Genomic DNA, 2238 nt, shown 5'->3' on the forward strand with positions numbered 1-2238 from the left:
GGCCGTCCGGCGTCCGGGACCGCGCTCTGGGCCGTCCAGGGCCCGCGCCCCGCCCGGAGGGACCGTCCGCGCCCCGCTCCGAAGGGCCGCCCGGCACCCCGGCCGAGGGCGGCTCCGCTCTCAGGGGGCGGCCGGCAGGGTGAAGTGGAACCGGGTCCCCCCGCCGGGGTTGTCCCGGACACCGATGGTGCCGCCGTGGCGTTCCACGATGCGCTTGCAGATGGCCAGGCCCAGCCCGCTGCCGGTGTAGCCGGCGGCGTGGTGGGCGCGGTGGAAGTTCTCGAAGACCGCCTCGTGCTGCCCCGGCGGGATGCCGATGCCGCGGTCGGCGACCTCGACGCGGACCCATCCATCCTCCGCGGGCTCGGCGGTGACGGTGATCTCCGGTACGGCGCCCGGCACGACGTACTTGGTCGCGTTGCCGATCAGGTTGTCCAGCAGCTGGCGCAGGAGCACCGGATCGGCCTCGACCCGGGGCAGATCGCCGACCTGGAAGCGGGGTTCCGGCCGGTTGTCCCTGCCCGCCGCCGCGTCGTCGCCGCTGCGCGTGGCGATGACCTCCCGGACGGTCTCCCCCAGGTCGACGGGGACCGGGGACAGGGCCACGGCCCGCGCGGTGCTGTGCGTGAGCAGGTCGTTGATCAGGTTGCGCATGCGGGCGCAGGCGTGCCGGATGCGGGCGATGCTCTCGACCGCCATGTCCGGCGCGCCGCCGGGTACGGCCTCGACGGTCTCGTCCAGGACGTCGATCCAGCCGTCCACGGCCGACAGGGGGTTGCGCAGGTCGTGCGCGACGACCCCGGCGAACGCGGCGAGTTCGTCGCGGTCGCGGCGTTCGGCGGTGACGTCGTGGAAGACCACCACGACCGCGGCCTCGTCCTCGGCCCCGACCCCGGTGGGCAGGCAGGTCGCGCTGACGCTGAACATGCGGCCCTCGGGCATGGCCCGGTTGCGCACGAGCAGGTCCACCGCACGGATCTCCTGACCGGTCAGGGCCTGCCGGTACGGCAGTTCCGCCTCGTCCATGGGCGTGCCGTCGGGGTGGAACAGCCCGAAGTGCCCGACGTCGACGCCGGCCGTACCGGGTAGGGGGACGCCGGGCGGGCCCAGGTCGTCGAGCAGGTTCGCGGCGGCGCGGTTGCGCATGAGGAAGCGCCCCCCGGAATCGATCACGACCAGCCCGTCGTGCATCGCGTCCACGATCGTGGCCAGGAGCCCGGCCTGCTCGGAGGCCGACTCCTCGGCGGCGGCGAGCTGCCGCAGGAGGCCGTCGCGCTCGTCGCGGCCGAGCGCGAGCGCGAGCCCGACCACGGCGACCATCGCGACGAAGGCCTGCGCCACGAACGCCCGGACGGGCGGCGAGCCGATCGTCGCGAACGGGCCGTGCCCGTACAGGGTGAACAGGATGGCGGTCGCGCCGACGAGCATGTCGTGCATGACGACGAAGGTCGTGCTGAATCGCAGGCCGGCCCAGACCGTGACCACGAGCAGCGGGAACGCCAGGGGAAGGCCGTGGCTCAGGCCGAACGCCACGACGTACGCCGTGGCGGACGCCAGCACCAGGGCCGCGTACTCGGCCTTCCGCCACCGGGGGGGCCGTGCGCAGCGCGTCCCGTGCGGCGGACCAGGCGGAGCCGGGCCCGGGGCGCAGGGGGTGGACGCGGAACAGCGCCGCCAGGCGCAGTCCGACCCCGCCGATCAGCACGATGCTGACGATGTTGCGCGCGATCCACACCGATGTGCCCAGCCACGAGACGTGGGCGCCGATCAGCCATATCCCGGCCGAGACGACGACCGCCCCGCAGAGGGTGGCCCCGGCCGCGGCCTGCAGCAGCCGCCACAGCTGCCGCACCCGGACGAGCTCGCCCAGGCCCTCGGCCGTCCACGACTCCGGGGATAATCGCGCGAACAGCAGCAGGAACGCCACCACCTGGGCGAGGTTCGCCGCCGTGAAGCAGACGGCGAGCCCGAAGGAGGCGCCGGTCCACATGTTGACGGCCAGCGTGCACAGCGCGAACGCCGCCAGATCCGGCCACCGCGTCCGGGCGCGGCGCTGCGCCAGGAACCACAGCACCGAGACCCCCGCGGCGGGCCACACCAGGCTGAGGGTGGTCCCCTCGATCAGGGTCATCCGCCCCGCCAGCGTGGCCACCAGGTACAGCGCGGCGAACACGGCGGTACGGCGCAGCGCCGCCCCCGGCGGCCCCCCCGTCGGCCGGACCGGGCCGCGGCCCCGGA

At 74.9% G+C, this 2238-nt stretch carries 2 protein-coding genes; one reads left to right on the forward strand and one right to left on the reverse strand.

Annotated features, from left to right (window positions below):
• Window positions 1-120 precede the first annotated feature (120 nt).
• Window positions 121-1560 (reverse strand): sensor histidine kinase, encoded by a 1440-nt coding sequence (locus tag ACWJ6R_RS34965; protein ID WP_449066309.1) that lies wholly within the window; start codon window positions 1558-1560, stop codon window positions 121-123.
• A gap of 155 nt (window positions 1561-1715) precedes the next feature.
• Between ACWJ6R_RS34965 and ACWJ6R_RS34970 the strand changes: the two genes are divergently transcribed.
• On the forward strand, window positions 1716-2238 hold a 523-nt coding region (locus tag ACWJ6R_RS34970; protein WP_449066310.1), incomplete at its 3' end, for a hypothetical protein.

The sequence above is a fragment of the Planomonospora algeriensis genome (genome assembly GCF_977012225.1).